The organism is Stenotrophomonas sp. ZAC14A_NAIMI4_1, assembly GCF_003086915.1.
Taxonomy (GTDB): domain Bacteria; phylum Pseudomonadota; class Gammaproteobacteria; order Xanthomonadales; family Xanthomonadaceae; genus Stenotrophomonas.
On the sequence record NZ_CP026002.1, the window covers coordinates 1,075,866 to 1,094,149 of the forward strand.

Sequence of the window (18,284 nt, forward strand, 5' to 3'; positions counted from 1 at the left end):
CTGCTGTCATGGCCGCCATTGTGCGCGCCGCCGGTGCAGGCTGGCATCACGGCGCCCGTGCAGCGTGGTCCAGGACGAAGTTCAGGGTCACCACGTTCACCCGCGGCTGCCCGAACAGGCCCCACTGGCGGCCTTCGGTGTGCGCCTGCACCAGCGCCTGCACGCGCTCCACCGGCAGGCCGCGCGCACGCGCCACGCGCGCCACCTGCACCTGCGCGGCAGCCGGCGACAGCTGCGGGTCCAGGCCGGCGCCGGACTGGGTGACCAGGTCAGCCGGCACCTGTGCCGGACTCACGCCCTCGCGCGCTGCCACCGCAGCGGTGCTGGCCGCCACGCGCTCGGCCAGCGCCGGGTTGCTGCGGGCCAGGTTGGACCCGGCCGCGGCCATCGGGTCGTAGTTGGCCGCCGATGGGCGCGCCTGGAAGTAGCCATCGCCGGTGAACGGCTGCGCCAGCCACGCCGAACCGCGCACCTGGCCACTGTCATCGCGCAACAGGCTGCCTTCGGCCTGGGTCGGGAAGCTCAGCCCGGCAAAACCGGTGGCGATGCCGGCGTAGACCGCACCGGCCAGCAGCAGGGTGGCCAGGCCCAGGCCGATCGCCGGGCGCCAGGTGGCATCGTCCTGCAGGCGCGCCACGCGGGCCTCGGCCGCGTGTTCGCGGGGCAGGGAGGAAGAGGAGACAGAACGGTTCATGCGCCGGATACCAGGACAAGAAGGAGGTCGATGGCCTTGATCGCCACGAACGGCAGCAGCACGCCACCCAGGCCGTACACCAGCATGTTCCGGCGCAGCAGCGCGGTTGCGGTGGCCGGGCGGAAGCGCACGCCACGCAGGGCGAGCGGGATCAGGGCAGGAATCACCAAGGCGTTGAAGATCAGCGCTGCCAGTACCGCGTTGCGCGGGCTCGACAGCTGCATCACGTTCAAGGCGGCCATGGTCGGGACCGCAGCGGCAAACAGCGCCGGCAGGATCGCGAAGTACTTGGACACGTCGTTGGCCAGCGAGAAGGTGGTCAATGCGCCGCGGGTGATCAGCTGCTGCTTGCCCACTTCCACCACCGCCAGCAGCTTGGCCGGGTCCGAATCGAGGTCGACCATGTTGCCGGCCTCCTTCGCCGCCTGCGTGCCGGAGTTCATCGCCAGGCCGATGTCGGCCTGGGCCAGGGCCGGCGCGTCGTTGGTGCCGTCGCCGACCATCGCCACCAGGCGGCCACCGGCCTGCTCCTGGCGGATGCGTGCCAGCTTGTCTTCGGGGCGTGCCTCCGCGATGTAGTCGTCCACGCCGGCCTCGGCCGCAATGGCCGCAGCGGTCAGCGGGTTGTCGCCGGTGATCATCACCGTGCGGATGCCCATCGCCCGCAACTGCGCGAACTTCTCGCGCATGCCGTGCTTGACCACGTCCGACAGCTCGATCACGCCCAGCACGTGGCGGCCCTCGGCCACCACCAGCGGAGTGGCACCGTTGCGCGCCACCTGCTCGACGCGCCCGGCCAGCTCGGCCGGCACCGTGCCGCCCAGCGCCTGCACGTGGTTGCGGATCGCATCCAGCGCGCCCTTGCGGATCTGGCGCCCATGTTCCAGGTCAACGCCGGACATGCGGGTCTGCGCGCTGAAGGCCAGGTAGTCGGCCTGCTCCGGTTCGGCGGTGGCACAGCCCTGCTCACGCGCCAGGCGCACGATCGACTTGCCTTCCGGTGTCGGGTCGGCCAGCGAAGAGAGCAGCGCCGCTTCACGCAGCTGGCTGGCGTCGATGCCGGCCAGCGGGTGGAAGTGGCTGGCCTGGCGGTCGCCGTAGGTGATGGTGCCGGTCTTGTCCAGCAGCAGCACGTCCACGTCGCCGGCCACTTCCACCGCCTTGCCCGACTTGGCCAGCACGTTGGCGGCCAGCGCACGGTTCATGCCGGCAATACCAATCGCCGGCAGCAGGCCACCGATGGTGGTCGGGATCAGGCACACCAGCAGCGCGATCAGCAGCAGCGGATCGACCTGCACGCCCAAGGCCGCACCGATGGCCGGCAGGGTCGCCACCACCACCAGGAAGGTCAGCGTCATCGCTGCCAGCAGCAGGGTCAGCGCGACCTCGTTGGGGGTCTTCTGCCGGTTGGCCCCTTCCACCAGCGCGATCATCCGGTCCAGGAAGCTGTGGCCCGGCTCGGCGGTCACCCGCACGATGATCTGGTCGGACAGCACCTTCGTGCCGCCGATCACGCCGGAGCGGTCGGTACCGGCCTCGCGCAGCACCGGCGCCGATTCACCGGTCACCGCCGCTTCGTTGATGGTGGCCAGGCCCTGCACGATCTCGCCATCGGCCGGCACCAGCTCACCGGCACTGACGATCACATGGTCGCCCGGGCGCAGCTCGGCGGCCGGCACCTGCGCTTCGGCGGCTCCCGGCTGCGGGGCGGCCAGGCGGCGCGCCACCAGGTCCTGGCGGGCCCGGCGCAGTGATGCGGCCTGGCCGCGGCCACGTGCCTCGGCCACGGCTTCGGCGAAATTGCCGAACAGCACGGTCACCAGCAGGATCGCGGTCACTGCCAGGCCGAAGCCCAGCGGCGCGTTGCCGGTCAGGGTGACGATGGCGGCGACGATCGTGCCGGCCATCACCACCGCCATCACCGGGCTGCGCACCAGGTGCATCGGTGCGAGCTTGCGCACCGCTTCGACCAGCGCACGGCGCAGGCCGGCGCCATCGAGCAGGGCAGGGCGCGGTGCAAGGGAACTGCGGGAAGAACTTGCGTGGGTACTCATCGGGGTGTCCTTAGTGCAGTCCCAGGCTCAGGTGGTCGGCGATCGGGCCGAGTACCAGCGCCGGCATGAACTGCAGCACGGTCAGGATGACGATCACCGAGACCAGGGTCAGGGCGAAGGTCGGGGTTTCGATCTGCAGGCTGCCGGCAGACTCCGGTGCCTGGCGCTTGGCCGCCAGCTGTGCAGCCACCACCAGCGGGATGATCAGCAGCGGGAAGCGGCCCAGCAGCAGCACCAGCGAGCAGCTCAGGTTCCACCACGGCGTGGCGTCGCCCAGCCCTTCGAAGCCCGAGCCGTTGTTGGCATAAGCCGAGACGTACTCGTAGAAGACCTGGCTGATGCCATGGAAGCCGGGGTTGGAGGTGCCGGAAAGGCCGGGCACGGCCAGGGTGATCGCGGTGAACACCAGCAGGGTGATCGGCTGCAGCAGCACCAGCAGGGCCAGCAGGCGCACCTGCGGTGTTTCCAGCTTGCGGCCGAACAGCTCAGGCGTGCGCCCGGTCATCAACCCGGCCAGGAACACGCCGAGCAGCAGGTAGACGATGAACTGCTGCAGGCCGCAGCCGATACCGCCCCAGATTGCGCTGACCAGCATGTTGACCATCGCGATGCCACCGCTCAGCGGTGCCAGCGAATCGTGCATGCCGTTCACCGAGCCGTTGGAGACCTGGGTGGTCACGGCCGCCCACAGCGCGGTGCCGTCGGCGCCGAAGCGCACCTCCTTGCCTTCCATCAGCAGCGGCGTGGCTGCGCTGGCGCTGTGGCCCTCGCTCCACATCATCGCGCCGGTGGACAGCAGCGACATGCCGAGCATGCAGCTGAACACCAGGGCGCCGAAGCGGCGTCGGCCGGTGAACGCACCGATCATGAAGATCACCGCCATCGGGATCAGCAGGATGCCCACCACCTCCAGCAGGTTCGACACCGGGGTCGGGTTCTCCAGCGGGAAGCTGCTGTTCGGGCCGTACCAGCCGCCGCCGTTGGCGCCCAGCTGCTTGGCCGCGACCATCGCCGCCACCGGGCCCAGCGGAAGTTTCTGCTGCGCCATGCCGGCGCTGGCGTCGATCGGCGTGGCCTGCGGGCCGCCGGCCATCGTCGAGGGCACGCCCTGGCTGGTCAGCAACAGGGTCCAGACCAGGCACAGCGGCAACAGGAAGCGCACGCACAGGCGCACCACGTCCACGTAGTAGTTGCCCACCGGCACCTGCCGGTCGCCGCCGGCCGCGGGCGCCGCCACGGTCTGCGGCGCACGCGCGAACAGCGCCCGCAGCGTCGCCACCGCCAGCGCCAGGCCCATCATCGGCGTCACCACCTGCAGGCCGGTGATGCCGGTCATCTGCGAGAGGTAGGACAGCTGCGCCTGGCCCGAGTAGTGCTGCTGGTTGGTGTTGGTCAGGAACGAGATCATCGTGTGCAGCGCGGTGTCCCAGCGCATGTTCGGGATCTGGTCCGGGTTCAATGGCAGCCAGGCCTGGGTCATGAACACCGCCTGGGTCAGCACGGCCACCACCACGTTGCTCAGCACGAAGGCCAGCACGTAGCCGCGCCAGGACATCGAGCGCGTGGCATCCACGCCGAACAGCCGGTACAGCGGTTTTTCGATCCAGTGGAACAGCACGTCCACCTTCATCGGCGCGCCACGCATCACGCGCGCCAGGTACAGGCCCAGCGGCCAGGCCAGCAGCAGGCTGGCAGCAAGAATCACAAGCATCTCAGTCATGGCAGGCTCCGCTCAGAACGACTCGGGCCGCAGCACGACATAAAGGAGATAGGCGGCGGCAACCAGCACCAGCACGCCACAGAACAACGACAGCCAGGGGGACATGGGAAATGCATCCTGGTGGAACCCCTCCACCTCAGGCCGCCATCGTCGTCCTGCCCCCCATAAACGCACTACGCGCCGGACGGGGCCGGCGCGTAAAGAGTGCATAAATTCCGATGTCGCCGGGCCCTCAACCGCCCGGGGCCATGCCTTTCAGTTCGCGGTAGCGCTGCAGGCTGGCGTCGATCTCGGCCTTCAGCGTCACCTGCTGCTGCTCGAAGCTGGCCTGCAGGCGCTGCTGTGCCTGCAGCTGGGCGTGGCGCTGGCGGATCGCCTCGGCCTGCGTGTCGCCCACCTTGCCGCCGGCCAGCTCGCGATCGCCCGCCGCCCCCAGCAGGGTCACCAGCGAATCCCGCAGGCTGGTGACGTTGTAGCGGGCGGTGCTCAGGTTGTTGTCGAGCACCTCCTGGCGCTCGTTGAACACCTTGCGCAGTGCATCCTCGCTGCCGTAGGTCGACAACATGGCCTGCTCGGTACGCTGCTTGGTCTGCGCTGCCATCTGGTCCAGCTGCGCCTGCGCCGCCACGGTGGCGGCAGCGGCGCGTTCGGCGTCGGTCAACGCGCGCTGTACCTGCGCGTTGCGCACGCCGCTGTTGGCATTGAACTCCTCACGCGCGTTGTTGACCGCGTCGGCCGGCAGCGAATCGCTGCAGATCCGCTCCTTGCCCTCGTTCCAGCAGTACAGCTTCTTTCCCGGCGCGCCGGACTGGGCCAGCAGGCTGGCCGGCAGCGCCAGCAGCAGGCTGGTGGCAACGATGGCAGGAACTCGGAACATGCGACCTTCCCCTGGGTCAGCGTGCGGAACGGACGCCGTACTGGGCCCGATAGGCTTCCAGCGGCTGCCGGTAGCCCACAAGTTCCGGGTTTCCGGAGGCGAAATCAAGCAGGTCGGCCAGGGTCGCCACGGCGATCACCGGGATGCCGGCTTCTTCGGCCACGGCCTGTGCGGCCGAACGCGGGTCGGCTTCCGAGGCGATCTCCTGCCGGTCCAGCGCCACCACGATGCCGGCCGGGATGCCGCCCGCAGCGCGGATGATGGCCAGGGCTTCGCGGATGGCGGTGCCAGCGGTGATCACGTCGTCGACGATCAGCACGCGCTTGCCGGTCAGGTCGGCGCCGATCAGCTGGCCGCCTTCACCGTGGTCCTTCACTTCCTTGCGGTTGAACGACAGCGGCAGGTCGCGGCCACGCTGGGCCAGCTCGCAGGCCATCGCGGTGGCCAGCGGGATGCCCTTGTAGGCCGGGCCGAACACCACGTCGTACTTGATTCCGCTGGCGTCGATGGCGTCCGAATAGCAGGCGCCCAGCTGGGACAGCAGCGAGCCGGAGTCGAAACGACCGGCATTGAAGAAATAGGGGCTCAGCCGGCCGGACTTGAGGGTGAACTGGCCGAAGCGCAGGGCGTCGGCGGTCAGGGCCAGCTGCAGGAAACGGTGGCGGTGGTCGCTCATCAAACTCGATTCGTCTTCATTTGGAGCACAAATCCTAATCCAGCTGGGCGTTCCGCGCTCGCCTGAGGCCCTGTGAAGGCCCTGCCGGGCCCGGCAGGCGGGCTGCGCGGGCCGCCGGGCAACCGGTATGCTTGCCCGGTTTCCCGCCGTAGGTTCATCCGCATGCGCATCATCAGCTTCAACGCCAATGGCATCCGCTCGGCCGCCACCAAGGGCTTCCTCGACTGGTTCCGGGCCCAGGACGCCGACGTTCTGTGCATCCAGGAGACCAAGGCGCAGGAGGACCAGCTCACCGATCCGATGTTCCGCCCCGACGGCCACCATTGCTTCTACCGCGACGCCATCACCAAGAAGGGCTACAGCGGCGTGGCGATCTACAGCAAGCGCGAGCCGGACCAGGTCATCACCTCGCTGGGCTGGGCGCCGTTCGACGACGAAGGCCGCTACATCGAGGCCCGCTTCGGCAATCTCAGCGTGGTCTCCTTCTATATCCCGTCCGGCAGCTCGGGCGACCTGCGCCAGGGCTTCAAGTTCGAAGTGATGGAATGGCTGCGGCCGATCCTGGAGGAGTGGGCGCGCAGCGGCCGCGACTACGTCCTGTGCGGCGACTGGAACATCGTCCGCTCGGCGCTGGACATCAAGAACTGGAAGTCCAACCAGAAGAATTCCGGCTGCCTGCCCGAAGAACGCGACTGGCTCAACGGCCTGTGTGCCGACCACGGGCAGGCCACCGACGTGGCCACCGGCCGCGGCTGGGCCGACGCCTACCGCCTGCTGCACCCCACCGGCGAGGATTACACTTGGTGGAGCAACCGCGGCGCAGCCCGCGCCAACAACGTCGGTTGGCGCATCGATTACCAGTTCATCACCCCCGGCCTGCGTGACCGCCTGCGCAGCTGCTCCATCTACCGCGACGAGCGCTTCTCCGACCACGCCCCGTTCACCGTGGACTACGACCTGTGAGCGAAGCCGCTGCAAAGCCCAGCTACAAAGGCTGGGCCGGGATCAAGCGCGCCTTTGGCACGCCCTCGGCCCTGACCATGGCCCTGCTGGGCTTCGGCAGCGGCCTGCCGTTCCTGCTGATCGCCTCGCAGACGCTTTCAACCCGCCTGCGTGATGTCGGCCTGGACCTGGGCAGCATCGGCCTGATCAGCCTGGCCAGCTTCTTCTACCTGCTCAAGTTCGTCTGGGCCCCGCTGCTGGACCGCTACGCGTTCCCGCTGCTGGCATTCCTCGGCCGCCGCCGCTCCTGGCTGCTGCTGTCGCAGGTGGCGGTGCTGATCGGCCTGGTCGCGCTGGCCTTCGTCCGCCCCGAACAGGGCGTGTGGCCGCTGGTGGCCTGGGTGCTGGTGGCGTCCTTTGCCGGCGCCACCCAGGATTCGGTGGTCGATGCCTACCGCATCGAGATCGCCCCGGAAACCGCACAGGCTGCGCTGGCTGCCACCTATACGCTGGGCTACCGCATCGGCCTGATCCTGGCCGGTGCCGGCGCGCTCTACCTGGCCCAGTTCGAAGGCTGGATCGTCGCCTACCTGGCCATGGCCGGGCTGATGCTGCTGCCGATCATCACCACCCTGGTGTGCCGCGAACCGGATCGCCCGGCGCAGGCCGTGCAGCGCCGGATCGACGTCGCCGAAGCCTTCGTCAAGCCGATCACCAGCTTCTTCACCCGCAACGGCATCGGCCTGGCGCTGGGCCTGCTGGCTTTCGTCGGGCTGTTCAAGTTCCCCGACCAGGTCATCGGCGTGATGGCCGGCCCGTTCTATCTGGATTCGGGCTTCGACAAGGCCGACATCGCCACCGTCTCCAAGCTGTTCGGCGTGTGGATGGGTATCGGTGGCGCCTTCCTTGGCGGTATCGCCGTGGCCGCCTTCGGCTTCCGCCGCATGCTGCTGGTGGCGGCGCTGGGCGTGGCCCTGTCCAACCTCGCCTTCCTGCTGATGGCGCACAACCCGGGCCAGCTGTGGGCGTTCTACGCCGCGCTCAGCGCCGACAACCTGTTCCAGGGCTTCGCCGGCACCGTGCTGGTGGCCTTCATGTCCTCGCTCACCGACCGCAACTTCACCGCCACCCAGTACGCCCTGCTGGTGTCGCTGGCCAACCTGCCGGGCAAGTTCGTCGGCGGCGTGTCGGGCTATATCGTCGAAGCCAGCTCCTACAGCACCTTCTTCATGCTCAGCGCGGTCACCGTGGTACCGACCCTGCTGCTGCTGGCCTGGCTGTGGCCGCGCATCCACGACCGCAGCGCCCCCTGATTGCCTGACTGCGCAACCTGCGGGATGATCGCCCGGGACGCGCCGAGGGGGCGGTGCCTTGCGAACGGGGAGTGAGCATGGCCGATGTAGTGCTGCGGGACGTGGACCCGCTGCTGTATGAACGTATCCGAAGGGTGGCCGTGGCGCGCGGCTGGAGCCACGAGCAGGCCTGTTCGGTGCTGCTCGAACAGGGCCTGCTGAACAGCGAGCTGGAGGTCCGCTCCGGCTTCGGCGATCCCGAAGTGGACGCCCTGTCGGCGGCGATCGCCGCCCTGCAGGCGATGCCGGCGGGGCAGGGCTTCCGGTAGATCTGACACCGCGTCGCCGGGCATGGCCCGGCGCTACCGCGCGCCCTTGTAGAGTCGAGCCATGCTCGACTGCCTTGCCATCACGCCAGATGGATCGCCCCGAGAATCCGCGGCCCTTTCGCCCCGGTCACGCTCGGCAGGTTGCCGGCCAGCCCATCCATGGTCCGCTGTGCCAGCCAGGCAAAGCCCATCGCCTCCACATACTCCGGGTCCAGCCCGTGCACGGCGCTGGATTCCACCGCCACGCCCGGCAGCAGTGCCGCCAGCCGGCGCATCAGCTGCCGGTTGTGCACGCCGCCGCCGCAGACCAGCACCCGGCGGGTCTCCGGCTGGTGGGCCAGCAATGCATCGGCCACGGTTACCGCGGTCAGTTCCAGCAGGGTGGCCTGCACATCGGCGGCGGCGTACTCGCCTTCGCCCATGCGCGCCTCGGCCCAGGCCAGGTGGAACTGCTCGCGGCCGGTGCTCTTGGGCGGCGGCAGGTCGAACCACGGGTCCGCACGCCAGCTGGCCAGCAGCGCTGCATCCACCGCACCACTGGCCGCATAGGCCCCGTCGGCGTCGAAGGTGCGGCCGGTATGGCGCTGGCACCAGGCATCCATCAGCGCATTGGCCGGGCCGGTGTCGAAGCCGCGCGGCACGCCCTGCCGGGGGATCAGGGTCAGGTTGCCGATGCCACCCAGGTTGAGCACCGCGCGGTCCTCGCCGGCCGTGCCCAGCATCGCCAGGTGGAAGGCCGGCATCAACGGCGCCCCATGGCCGCCAGCGGCCACGTCGCGGCGGCGGAAATCGGCCACCGTGGTGATCCCGGTCAGTTCGGCAATGCGGTTGCCATCGCCCAGCTGCACGGTGAAGGCCGGGTCGGCCAGCGGCCGGTGGCGCACGGTCTGCCCGTGCGAGCCGATCGCCCGCACCTGGCGGCGGTCCACGCCGGCCTCGTCCAGCAGCTGGTTGGCGGCGGCGGCGAAGTTGATCGCGATGCGCGCATCCAGCTCGCCCAGCTCTTCCAGCGACTCCAGCGGCCCGCCTTCGCCCAGCGCCACCAGCCGCGCGCGCAGCACCGGCTCCCAGCGGGCGGTCAGGCCCCGCACGAAGCGGCAGCCGCCGCTGGCGGGGAACTGCACCAGCGCGGCATCGATGCCATCGGCGCTGGTGCCTGACATCAGGCCAAGGTAGAGGGGGGCATCAACGTCGACGGTCGTGTTCATGGCGGGCATAAAAAAAGGACGCGGCAAGCTTGGGCTGCCGCGTCCTTCCTCGTCAACGCAGCGCGGGTCAGCCGCGCTTGTGGCTGTTGCCCGGCTTGGCCTTGGCGCTGGCCACCTCGGTCGGCGCGGCCTCGCGGCTGCTCGGGGCCGGGCTGGCCTCGGCGTAGATCAGCTTCTCCATGCCCTGGATACGGGCCATGGCCGGCGCGGTCTGCGCACGGAAGGCCACCAGCTCGGCGCCCTTCAGCGGTTCCGGCGGCGGCATGGTCACCGTCAGCGGATTGCGGTGCTCGCCGTTCACGCGGAATTCGTAGTGCAGGTGCGGGCCGGTGGCCAGGCCGGTCGAACCGACATAGCCGATCACCGTGCCCTGGGCCACGCGCTGGCCGGTCTTGATGTTGGCAAAGCGCGACATGTGCCCGTACAGGGTGGTGTGGCCGCGGCCATGGTCGAGGATGACCACGTTGCCGTAGCCGCGCTGCACGCCGGCGAACTGCACGCGGGCGTCGCCGGCGGCCATGATCGGCGTACCGGTACGCGCGGCATAGTCCACGCCCTTGTGCATGCGCATCTTGCCCAGCACCGGGTGCTTGCGTGCGCCGAACGTCGAGCTCAGCCGCGCGAACGGGATCGGCATGCGGATGAAGCTCTTCTTCAGCGAACGGCCGTTGAGGTCGTAGTACTCCGACTTGCCACCGCGCTCGAAGCGGAAGCCCGAGTAGGTCTTGCCGCCGGTGGTGAAGGTCGCCGCCAGGATCTTGCTGGTGTCGACCTTCTCGCCTTCACGCCAGGTCTCGTCCATCACCACGCTGAAGCGGTCGCCCGGCTGCAGGTCCTTGGAGAAGTCGATGTCGTACTTGAAGATGTCGTCGGTCATCGTCGCGATCGCCGACGGCGACAGCCCGGCCCGGCGGGCTGCGGCATACAGCGAGCTGGTGATCTCGCCGCTGGTGACCACCGTGCGCGTGGAGGTCTCGCGCTTGGTCACCTTTTCCTTGATGTCATCGCCGGCCAGGCTCAGTTCCACCCGGTTGTCGCCATCGCGGTCGAAGCGGATGCTGCGCAGGTCGCCCGAGAGCGGCATGTCGAAGGCGATCTCGGCCCCGGGGCGCAGCTTGGTCAGCGAATCACGCGCGCCCGGATGGTCCAGCACCCGGTGCAGGGTGCTGGCGGGGATGCCGGCCTGGTCGAACAGATCGCTCAGGGTCTGCCCGCGCTGCACCCGCAGCACCTGCCAGCTGTCGCCCGGGGTCTGCTGCTGGCGTGCCAGCGACAGCGGCGGCAAGGGCAGGGCCAGGCTGGTGTGGCTTTCCTGATAGGGCGAATCGATGGTGTGCGAGAAACCCGGCACGATCGTCGCCACCAAGGCGCCGATGGTGGCGAACAGGCTCGCGTGCACCCAATGGCGACGCGTCCAGCGTTCATTGAATGCGGCGGGGAGGTGCTGCCTGAGCTTCCGGTGCAGGGCGTTGTCGTGCAGGACGTGGAGACGTTCCTGGAAGCGCTGCTTGCGTGCGCGCCCTTGTTCGGAATTTTGCATCAGTGGTTTTTTCCTGCGGCCCGGGAGCGCGGGCCTGATCGCCGGTTACCATAGACACCTGAGAAAACCGCGTCAAACCCTTGTGCCTATTGGCTTTTGTGAAGCCGGATGGGTTAACTTGGCGTTAACACCCCACACAAGAAACGGCATAGCCGGGAGTAGTCACCGTGTCCTCGATTGAAGAAGCCCTTGCCCTGATCGGCCGTGGTGCCGACGAGATCCTCAAGATCGAGGATCTGCGTGCGCGCCTGCAGGAAGGCCGTCCGCTGCGGATCAAGGCTGGCTTCGACCCCACCGCGCCCGACCTGCACCTGGGCCACACCGTACTGCTGAACAAGCTGCGCCAGTTCCAGGACCTTGGCCACCAGGTCATTTTCCTGATCGGCGACTTCACCGGCATGATCGGCGACCCGTCCGGCAAGAGCCTGACCCGCAAGCCGCTCAGCCGCGAGGACGTGCTGGCCAACGCCCGTACCTATGAAGAGCAGGTGTTCAAGGTGCTGGACCGCGACAAGACCCAGGTCCGCTTCAACTCGGAGTGGTTCAGCACGATGGGCGCGGCCGACATGATCCGCCTGGCCAGCCAGCACACCGTGGCCCGCATGCTCGAGCGCGACGATTTCGCCAAGCGCTACGCCGCCCAGCAGTCCATCGCCATCCACGAGTTCCTGTACCCGCTGGTGCAGGGCTACGACTCGGTGGCCCTGGAAGCGGACGTCGAGCTCGGTGGTACCGACCAGAAGTTCAACCTGCTGATGGGCCGCGGCCTGCAGGAACACCACGGCCAGAAGCCGCAGGTGGTGCTGACCATGCCGCTGCTGGAAGGCCTGGACGGCGTCAACAAGATGTCCAAGTCGCTGGGCAACTACATTGGTATCAGTGAACCGGCCATCGAGATCGTCACCAAGACCATGAAGGTCGACGACACCCTGATGTGGCGCTGGATCGAGCTGCTGTCCTTTGATATCAGCCAGGCCGAAGCGGTTTCGCTGCGTGAAGAGGTCGCCGCCGGCACTCTCAACCCGCGCGTGGTCAAGCTGCGCCTGGCGCGTGAACTGGCCACCCGTTTCCACGACGCGGCTGCGGCTGACCAGGCCATTGCCGGCTGGGAAGCGGCGGTGACCGGGCAGGGCGACATCACCCAGCTGCCGCTGCAGGACGTCGCCATCCCGGCTGAAGGCCTGCGTATTGCGGCTCTGCTGACCGCTGCCGGGCTGACCCCGAGCAACTCCGAGGCCAACCGCAAGCTCAAGGAGCGCGCGGTGAAGGTGGACGGTGAAGTGGTCGAGGATGGACAGCAGGTACTGCAGCCGGGCTTCGAAGGCCTGCTGCAGGTGGGCAAGCGCACCTTCGCCCGCGTCCGCCTGGTCGCTGCCTGACACCTCCCTTATAGAGATGTAGAGCCGAGCCCATGCTCGGCTGCTCCTCGCGGTATGCCTCCACGGGCGCGATGGATGAACGGATGCAACATCCGTTGAAAAAAATCGCCACACCCCCTTCACAAACCCTGTGGATGGGGGCATACTTCTCCTCCCCCGTCGCAGGGGCCGCCACCAAGGGGCTTCAGCGACAACAGGGCGCCCACCACCGCCGAACGAGATGATCGAACGAAGGTGTTGACGGACTGAAAAAGTCTGGCATAATGGGCGGCTCGCTACGAAGGAAACTTCGCAGCACACGGGAACGGCGCTGAGGCCACTTCCCAAGATCTTTGAAAGTATGCGCAGGTATCTTGTGAAGGCGCCTGCAGGAAGGATGATTGTCCATCTTGCAGACGTTTGATCAAGCACGTAGACCTCCAGCGCGGGCAGGGTGCCGGCATCGGCGCTGGACTGCGCGGCCACGGCGTTGACCTGCTCGCTGTGCCAGCTGGCCACGGTGCTGGCGTTGGGCACCAGCTGCTGGCGCTCGGCGAAGGCGGTGATGCCGTCGCTGGCCTCGGCCATGTCGGCACGGTGGAAGCGGAACGTGCCGCTGTCCGGCAGCTCCGCACCCGGCTCGAACACCACCAGGGTGTGCGCGGCTTCATCGCCCTGCGCCTGCTCGATGCGCCAGGCCAGGCCGGCTTCGGCCAGCAGCCGGGTGACGAAGGCCCAGTCGGTTTCGCGGTACTGGGTGGTGATCGCACGCACAGGCAGTTCGGCCTGCACGTCGAAGCGGAACACCGCCTGCGGGTAGTCGCCGAAGATCTGCTCGCAGATGGCGCGCGTATCCTGATCCTGGAAGATCACCGCATTGCGGCGCAGGCGCAGCAGGGCGGTCCAGGGTTCGAGGATCAGGCGGTAGCGGGCCAGGCCGCCATCGCTGCCCAGCTGCGCGGCCTCGGTACACAGGCCATGCCACTGCCGCAGCGCGCCGTCGGACTGGCGCAGCTGCAGGGTCAGCGGCTGTTCCAACCAGGGCGCGAGGTCGAGGAAGGCGTCAGTCGCCAGGCAGTCGATCTGCAGGCGGTTGTCGCCGCAGACCGATTCAGTGCCTTCGAAGCGCTCAACCACCAGGCCCTGTTCGGGGCCCTGCAGCTGGATCAGGCGTTCGCGGTGCGACAGCGAGGCGAGGGATGCAAGCAGGGAGGAGCTTGGGATGTCCATATCATCAGGCTCATGGCAGGGTAATCGTGATGTGGGCGGTGCGCTCGGGCATCTGCACCACGTCGTTGTAGGCGGCCAGCTGCTGGCGCGTCTCGTGGCCCAGGTAGGTGCGCACGCCGAAGAAGGCAACGATGCCGAAGCAGCCCACCACCACCGCCGGCAGCCACAACGGCACCACGCGGCGCAGGCTGTGGCGCACGTTGTCCGGCGGCAGCGCGTGCGGTGCGAAGCCGTGGCGCTTGCCCTTCAGGTAGACGATTTCATCGCCCAGTCGCGCGGTCAGGTAGCCCAGCTTCTCGGTGCCTTCCAGGCGGTACTTGCCCTCGAAACCCATCAGCAGGCAGTAGTGGTAGACCTCCAGCGACGGCAGGCGCGCGGCGCCCTGACGGCGCAGCTCTTCCAGGCGATCGAAGAAGTGCTCGCCGGCCAGGTGCTCGCCGAACATGCGCAGCTGCAGCGGGTTGCGCTCCCAGGTCTCGTGCAGCTGCGACGGCTGCGACAGGATCGCCTCGTCCACGGCGGCACAGAAGGCGTACTTGGCGGCATAGACATCTTCCGAAGCCACGCCCAGGCGCATCGCATTGCGTTCCACGCCATCAAGGAACTTCTGCACGGTCTGCACGAAGCCTTCGGCATCGTTCGGCAGCTGGCCGCGCTTGAGCAGCAGCAGCAGGTAGAAGCCGTCGGCCATCAGGTCCTGCAGGCTCTGCGGGTTGGCGGCCTGCGGCGTGGGGTTGGCCATCGCGCCGTTGGCGGTCAGCGAAGGCATCGGGCCCGGGGTCGGGGGCAGGGGGGAATTCATCATGAGGTCACCGCCACAAGTTCCATCTTCAGTTCGGCAATGCCGGCCGGCACGTAGATCATCAGCGACTGCGACTTGAGCATGCGCTCATACAGTGCGCCGCGTGCATCCAGCTCGAAGTAGTGGCTGCCCGGACGCACCGGAATCGCCGCGGGTACCTGCGCCGCGTGGACCAGCTTCACGCCCGGCAGCGCGGACAGCACGCACTTCTCCACGTCGTCCGGCGCGCCGACCTTGAAGCGGACCGGGACGCTCTGGATCAGCTCCTGCGCCGGCATCGATGCCGATACGGACAGGTAGAACGAGGCCTCGCCGTCGATGCGCTGCGAGTCCAGCCGGCCCAGGTGGTAGGACGGCTTGACCTCGTTGAGCGCGATCTTGAAGTAGCGCGTCGAGATCACCGTATCCAGCAGGGCACGCACGATCTCCAGCAGCTTGCGGAACGACGCTTCCGGCTGGTCGTGGCGGTACACCGGCAGGTCGCTGAGCTGGTAGGCGTTGGAGAAGGTCAGCAGTGCGCCCGCCATGCGCAGCAGCTCCTGGTGCAGGCGCTCGGGATGCAGCTGCGGATGGTGCAGCAGGTGGGCCAGCGCACTGAAGGAACTGTTGATGGTGTGCAGCAGCCAGAACGAGGCGATGTCGCCCGAGCGGAACTCGATGATGTTCTGCGACGTCTGCCGGTGCAGGCCGTAAAGCGCATCCACCTTCGCCTGCAGTGCATCGAGCACCGCCCGCAGTTCGCGGTGCAGGAACGGCGAAGCCTGCAGCTGCGCGGAGGGCGGAATGAACTCGTCATCCAGCTCGAAGCCGCCACTGGACGTGCGCCGCACGCGCGCCACCGCGACGGTGCTGTACGCATCGCGCGGCTGGTCGTCGGTAAGCAGCTTCACGGCCTTGCTCAGGTACGACAGCTCGGCCTCGACCGCGTCGGTGAACAGGTCCTGCGTGTCCCGGTTGGCCTGGCGGTACCGCGCCAGCACCGTGCCTTCGGCGTCAGCGCAGTTGGCGCCATCATCACGCAGCAGGGGCAGCGCCAGATAGACCACGGTGCTCTGGATGCCGGGCGGCAGCTCATGCAGTGACACGGCGTCGGGCAGGCTGTCGTGGGCGGGGGCGTCGTAGGTTTCGCCATCGGGGAACACCGCCGACAGGTCCAGCGGACGCAGGGTGCCACCGGACAGCGCGTGTGGATCGAAACGTACGCGACGCGCGCCCCATGCATACGGGTGCAGCGTCTGGGAAAGGTCCTGCAGTCGCGCCTCGTGGTACGCATCCTGGCGCTGGAAATGCTGGGGGCGCAGGAACAGTCCTTCACCCCAGAGAACCTTCGACATCCTGCTTACATAAGCCACGTTCAATCCTTGGAAATAGCTTGAAAAAAAAGCCCGCGCCAGCGGCGCCGCCGTTATCGTGCGGCAGGATGACAGCTGCCCGGCGCTTCAATGTGAAAGTGTGAAGCACTCCACATATTTACTTGTTCGAGGCCTAGCCTCGCGTGGCAGATACTATCCCATCGTGGAATTCGAGTGCCAGAATTCTGGCAGCCATTCACTTTGCCCCCGCGCAGCGGATGGATGCGAGGCTGCCGGGATCGCCGGAGATCCGCGTCAACAGGGCCTTGCTGTCACTGGTCAACGCGCAGGCATGCACGCCGATGGTGACGCCGTCCTGGGGAAGCGTCTTGCCCTTGGTGTCGAAGGCCAGGCGCCAACGGTTCTCGGCCGGGGCCCGGAACAGCGCCACCACGCCGAGGACTGCACTTCCTTCACTCAACTGCTCGGACAATTCCTGCCGCGCCCCGGGGGTCAGCACCACTTCATTGACCGAAAGCAGGTCCGCGCCCAGTGCGGCCTGTTCGCCGGCCTGGTCGAGGAAGGCATTGAACGGGGCCTGTTCGAAGCGGTGAAGGCTGCGCAGGTGGTAGATCTTCACGACGGCTGCGGAGGCGCGCTTGTCGTTTCCGGCATTGAGGTTGGTGCCGGCGTACAGGCGCAGGGGGATGACGGGTGGGGCTTCTGGCTTGTCCTCGCGGATGCCAACGACCTGCAGGGTCTTGTCCATCGCCTTGCCCAGCTTGCTGTCAGAGGCGCAACCGGAAAGGGAAGAGGAGATTATCAGTGTCAAAAACGTGACGGATATCACGCGTTGAAATGAGAGGGGCTGCACATTCATGTGGTTGGATGGGCTCTGATGGTGGGTTCAAAGTCACGCAAACAGCGTGTTTTCCTCGCGAATATCACATCGGCATGTGAAGAATGTGTCCAGCAAATCCGCCATATTCTTGACGAAATTCACTATACCGATGCGTATTCGCGAATGTACACTTCCGGCGAATGGGGCAGGAATCCCGTGCGTTGTACCCGCGGAGATTCGGCTTCCTTCAGGAATTAATTTCGACGAGGGATCACTATGGAAGTGAAGGCAATGGGGAAGGCTGTGTACCGGCCGATGTTCGCGCTGATGTTGTTGTCGGGCCTTGCAGCCTGCTCCTCGTCGCCGAAGAAGGCAGAAGTCGTTCCGTTCGAGACGACGCTGAGCAACGCTGAGGCGCAGGTGACCGTGGGTGGCGCCGATGCGGCGATCACCGCGTTCGAGGAAGCCGCCAAGGCTGACCCGACCCGCAAGGAACCGTGGGTGCGCATCGCGCAGCTGCAGTTCGACCAGGGGCAGTACGCGCGTGCCATCGTGGCAGCCGAAGAAGTCCTGCAGCGCGACCCGGAAGATCTGGTTGCCGATGGCGTGATCACCGTTGCGGGCTTCCGCGTTGCCAACCAGTCGCTGACGCGCCTGCAGGGCCGTGGTGCACTGGCATCGGATACCGCCCGCAAGGAAGCGCAGACGCTGGCCAACACCCTGCGCACCACGATGGGTGATGCGATCCTCGCCGACCCGACGCCCAAGCCCAAGCCCCGCGCCCGCACCCGCACGACGCGTCCGGCCGCGCCGGCTGCAAGTCAGCCCGCCGCCCAGCCGGCCAAGCCCGCTGCCCGTTCGAACAACTCCGATCCGTTCCAGAACATCGGCAACTGATCCGGAACCGGCCCCAGTCAGGAGACACACATGGCCAAGAAGGAAAGCATCCAGAAGCGGCTGCAGAAGATCCGCCCGCCGCGCGTCCAGCTCACCTACGACGTCGAGAAGGGTGACGCGATCGAGCAGAAGGAACTGCCGTTCGTAGTCGGCGTGATGGGCGACTTCAGCGGCAATCCGGAACAGCCGCTGCCCAAGGTCAAGGATCGCAAGTTCGTCAACGTGGACCTGGACAACTTCGATGAAGTGATGGAAGGCGTCGCGCCGCGCGCGGTCTACCGCGTGCCGAACAAGATCAGCAACGAGGGCGGCGAATTCGGTGTCGAGCTGAAGTTCAACTCCATCGATGATTTCCGTCCCGAGTCCGTCGTGCAGCAGATTGAACCGCTGCGCCGCCTGCTCGAATCGCGTACCAAGCTGGCCGATCTGCGCAACAAGCTGGCTGGCAACGAGAAGCTGGAAGATCTGCTGACCGATGTGCTCAACAACACCGAGCAGCTGAAGCAGCTCGGCGCGACCAAGGAGGACTGAT

General features: G+C 67.4%; 17 protein-coding genes and 1 pseudogene. 6 read left to right on the forward strand and 12 right to left on the reverse strand.

Translation table 11 applies throughout. The annotated features are described in order from the left end of the window. Nucleotides 1-46: 46 nt before the first annotated feature. The 6 genes from kdpC to pyrE form a co-directional block, all read right to left on the reverse strand. Nucleotides 47-694: a potassium-transporting ATPase subunit KdpC gene (gene kdpC / locus C1926_RS04975; protein WP_108758429.1), complete on the reverse strand. Its 648-nt coding sequence runs from the start codon at nt 692-694 to the stop codon at nt 47-49. Next, nucleotides 691-2,748, reverse strand: coding sequence for a potassium-transporting ATPase subunit KdpB (kdpB, locus tag C1926_RS04980; RefSeq protein WP_108758430.1), 2,058 nt, complete (start codon nt 2,746-2,748; stop codon nt 691-693). The genes kdpC and kdpB overlap by 4 nt, the downstream gene beginning before the upstream one ends. Nucleotides 2,749-2,758: 10 nt before the next feature. After that, nucleotides 2,759-4,468 carry a potassium-transporting ATPase subunit KdpA gene (kdpA, locus tag C1926_RS04985; RefSeq protein ID WP_108745770.1) on the reverse strand — a complete coding sequence of 570 codons (1,710 nt, stop codon included), beginning with the start codon at nt 4,466-4,468 and terminating at the stop codon, nt 2,759-2,761. Nucleotides 4,469-4,480: 12 nt separating this feature from the next. Continuing rightward, nucleotides 4,481-4,573, reverse strand: coding sequence for a potassium-transporting ATPase subunit F (locus C1926_RS04990; protein WP_079225483.1), 93 nt, complete (start codon nt 4,571-4,573; stop codon nt 4,481-4,483). A gap of 127 nt (nt 4,574-4,700) precedes the next feature. Continuing rightward, on the reverse strand, nt 4,701-5,345 hold the full coding sequence (locus C1926_RS04995; protein WP_108758431.1) for a hypothetical protein: 645 nt from the start codon (nt 5,343-5,345) through the stop codon (nt 4,701-4,703). A gap of 16 nt (nt 5,346-5,361) precedes the next feature. Further along, nucleotides 5,362-6,021, reverse strand: a complete 660-nt coding sequence (pyrE, locus tag C1926_RS05000; protein ID WP_079225004.1) for an orotate phosphoribosyltransferase — start codon at nt 6,019-6,021, stop codon at nt 5,362-5,364. A 162-nt stretch (nt 6,022-6,183) separates the two neighbouring features. Here pyrE and C1926_RS05005 point away from each other — a divergent pair, with 162 nt between their 5' ends. From C1926_RS05005 to C1926_RS05015, 3 genes are all read left to right on the forward strand, one after another. Then, a complete protein-coding gene (locus C1926_RS05005; protein ID WP_108758432.1) occupies nt 6,184-6,984 on the forward strand; it encodes an exodeoxyribonuclease III in 801 nt (266 codons plus the stop codon). Continuing rightward, nucleotides 6,981-8,276, forward strand: a complete 1,296-nt coding sequence (locus C1926_RS05010; protein ID WP_108758433.1) for an MFS transporter — start codon at nt 6,981-6,983, stop codon at nt 8,274-8,276. The genes C1926_RS05005 and C1926_RS05010 overlap by 4 nt, the downstream gene beginning before the upstream one ends. A gap of 77 nt (nt 8,277-8,353) precedes the next feature. After that, nucleotides 8,354-8,584, forward strand: coding sequence for a hypothetical protein (locus C1926_RS05015; protein ID WP_108760628.1), 231 nt, complete (start codon nt 8,354-8,356; stop codon nt 8,582-8,584). 80 nt (nt 8,585-8,664) lie between these two features. Here C1926_RS05015 and C1926_RS05020 read toward each other — a convergent pair whose 3' ends face one another. Beyond that, on the reverse strand, nt 8,665-9,792 hold the full coding sequence (locus C1926_RS05020) for an anhydro-N-acetylmuramic acid kinase (RefSeq protein ID WP_108760629.1): 1,128 nt from the start codon (nt 9,790-9,792) through the stop codon (nt 8,665-8,667). A 67-nt stretch (nt 9,793-9,859) separates the two neighbouring features. Continuing rightward, complete coding sequence (locus C1926_RS05025; protein ID WP_108758434.1) at nt 9,860-11,332, reverse strand: peptidoglycan DD-metalloendopeptidase family protein; 1,473 nt, start codon at nt 11,330-11,332, stop codon at nt 9,860-9,862. Nucleotides 11,333-11,499: 167 nt separating this feature from the next. Here C1926_RS05025 and tyrS point away from each other — a divergent pair, with 167 nt between their 5' ends. Further along, nucleotides 11,500-12,711, forward strand: a complete 1,212-nt coding sequence (tyrS, locus tag C1926_RS05030; protein WP_108758435.1) for a tyrosine--tRNA ligase — start codon at nt 11,500-11,502, stop codon at nt 12,709-12,711. 465 nt (nt 12,712-13,176) lie between these two features. Here tyrS and C1926_RS05035 read toward each other — a convergent pair. The 4 genes and pseudogenes from C1926_RS05035 to tssJ all read right to left on the reverse strand — a co-directional run. Next, nucleotides 13,177-13,920 (reverse strand): annotated as a pseudogene (locus C1926_RS05035) (type VI secretion system Vgr family protein); the annotation flags it as partial. A gap of 10 nt (nt 13,921-13,930) precedes the next feature. After that, nucleotides 13,931-14,725: a type IVB secretion system protein IcmH/DotU gene (icmH, locus tag C1926_RS05040; RefSeq protein ID WP_174214079.1), complete on the reverse strand. Its 795-nt coding sequence runs from the start codon at nt 14,723-14,725 to the stop codon at nt 13,931-13,933. Beyond that, entirely contained in the window at nt 14,722-16,056 is a 1,335-nt protein-coding gene (gene tssK / locus C1926_RS05045) for a type VI secretion system baseplate subunit TssK (RefSeq protein WP_079222226.1), read from the reverse strand. Before tssK ends, icmH begins: the two co-directional genes overlap by 4 nt. A gap of 214 nt (nt 16,057-16,270) precedes the next feature. Further along, a complete protein-coding gene (gene tssJ / locus C1926_RS05050; RefSeq protein WP_079222225.1) occupies nt 16,271-16,894 on the reverse strand; it encodes a type VI secretion system lipoprotein TssJ in 624 nt (207 codons plus the stop codon). A gap of 252 nt (nt 16,895-17,146) precedes the next feature. On the opposite strand from tssJ, the gene C1926_RS05055 reads away from it, so the two are divergent. Next, nucleotides 17,147-17,752, forward strand: coding sequence for a tetratricopeptide repeat protein (locus C1926_RS05055; protein ID WP_254057368.1), 606 nt, complete (start codon nt 17,147-17,149; stop codon nt 17,750-17,752). A gap of 30 nt (nt 17,753-17,782) precedes the next feature. Further along, a complete protein-coding gene (gene tssB, locus C1926_RS05060) occupies nt 17,783-18,283 on the forward strand; it encodes a type VI secretion system contractile sheath small subunit (RefSeq protein WP_079222224.1) in 501 nt (166 codons plus the stop codon). Nucleotide 18,284 lies beyond the last annotated feature (1 nt).

Excerpts from the sequence above, each read along its gene's own strand:
- icmH (WP_174214079.1), bottom strand. The coding sequence starts at position 14,725 with ATGATGAATTCCCCCCTGCCCCCGACCCCGGGCCCGATGCCTTCGCTG.
- tssK (WP_079222226.1), bottom strand. The coding sequence starts at position 16,056 with ATGTCGAAGGTTCTCTGGGGTGAAGGACTGTTCCTGCGCCCCCAGCAT.
- C1926_RS04990 (WP_079225483.1), bottom strand. The coding sequence starts at position 4,573 with ATGTCCCCCTGGCTGTCGTTGTTCTGTGGCGTGCTGGTGCTGGTTGCC.
- kdpC (WP_108758429.1), bottom strand. The coding sequence starts at position 694 with ATGAACCGTTCTGTCTCCTCTTCCTCCCTGCCCCGCGAACACGCGGCC.
- C1926_RS05055 (WP_254057368.1), top strand. The coding sequence starts at position 17,147 with ATGGGGAAGGCTGTGTACCGGCCGATGTTCGCGCTGATGTTGTTGTCG.
- C1926_RS05025 (WP_108758434.1), bottom strand. The coding sequence starts at position 11,332 with ATGCAAAATTCCGAACAAGGGCGCGCACGCAAGCAGCGCTTCCAGGAA.
- tssB (WP_079222224.1), top strand. The coding sequence starts at position 17,783 with ATGGCCAAGAAGGAAAGCATCCAGAAGCGGCTGCAGAAGATCCGCCCG.
- C1926_RS05005 (WP_108758432.1), top strand. The coding sequence starts at position 6,184 with ATGCGCATCATCAGCTTCAACGCCAATGGCATCCGCTCGGCCGCCACC.
- C1926_RS04995 (WP_108758431.1), bottom strand. The coding sequence starts at position 5,345 with ATGTTCCGAGTTCCTGCCATCGTTGCCACCAGCCTGCTGCTGGCGCTG.
- kdpB (WP_108758430.1), bottom strand. The coding sequence starts at position 2,748 with ATGAGTACCCACGCAAGTTCTTCCCGCAGTTCCCTTGCACCGCGCCCT.
- kdpA (WP_108745770.1), bottom strand. The coding sequence starts at position 4,468 with ATGACTGAGATGCTTGTGATTCTTGCTGCCAGCCTGCTGCTGGCCTGG.
- tssJ (WP_079222225.1), bottom strand. The coding sequence starts at position 16,894 with ATGAATGTGCAGCCCCTCTCATTTCAACGCGTGATATCCGTCACGTTT.
- C1926_RS05015 (WP_108760628.1), top strand. The coding sequence starts at position 8,354 with ATGGCCGATGTAGTGCTGCGGGACGTGGACCCGCTGCTGTATGAACGT.
- pyrE (WP_079225004.1), bottom strand. The coding sequence starts at position 6,021 with ATGAGCGACCACCGCCACCGTTTCCTGCAGCTGGCCCTGACCGCCGAC.
- C1926_RS05020 (WP_108760629.1), bottom strand. The coding sequence starts at position 9,792 with ATGAACACGACCGTCGACGTTGATGCCCCCCTCTACCTTGGCCTGATG.